We start from the raw sequence: 441 nt of genomic DNA on the forward strand, positions 1-441 counted from the left end.
AAGTGTTTTAACTGGCTGAGTAATGCCAGCATTGTTAATTAAAATATCAATCTTTCCGTAGTGCTGTAGTGCTTGTTCAACAGCTGCTTTGACCTGTTCTTCATTTGCAACGTTTGCAGCAAGGCCTAAATGTCCTCCACCAAGCGCCTTTGCAGCGTTTTGGCTTTGAGCAATATCTAAATCAACAATAATGACTTTGGCACCCTGTTGTGCAAAGATTTCTGCGGTTGCTCGCCCAATTCCACGTTCTGATGCTGCACCCGTAATTAATGCCACTTTTCCTTGTAGTAACATGTTGAATCCTCTTTTACGCTTTATTTCCTGAGTTCTGACTTAGAATCCCTTTTTTCACAAAGCCCAGCAATCATGTCGAATTCAACAAGGCATGAAAAAAATTCATGCCTATGCTATTTTCAAATAAGTTTTAGGGATAAAAACGGA

Annotated in this window: 1 protein-coding gene; it reads right to left on the minus strand. The window is 39.9% G+C overall.

All coding sequences use genetic code 11. From position 1 onward, the window contains the following. A partial coding sequence (locus F7Q96_RS26650) for an SDR family NAD(P)-dependent oxidoreductase (protein WP_151023674.1) occupies window positions 1–294 on the minus strand: 294 nt, incomplete at its 3' end. Window positions 295–441 lie beyond the last annotated feature (147 nt).

This window comes from Cupriavidus gilardii, assembly GCF_008801915.1.
GTDB classification, from domain to species: domain Bacteria; phylum Pseudomonadota; class Gammaproteobacteria; order Burkholderiales; family Burkholderiaceae; genus Cupriavidus; species Cupriavidus gilardii.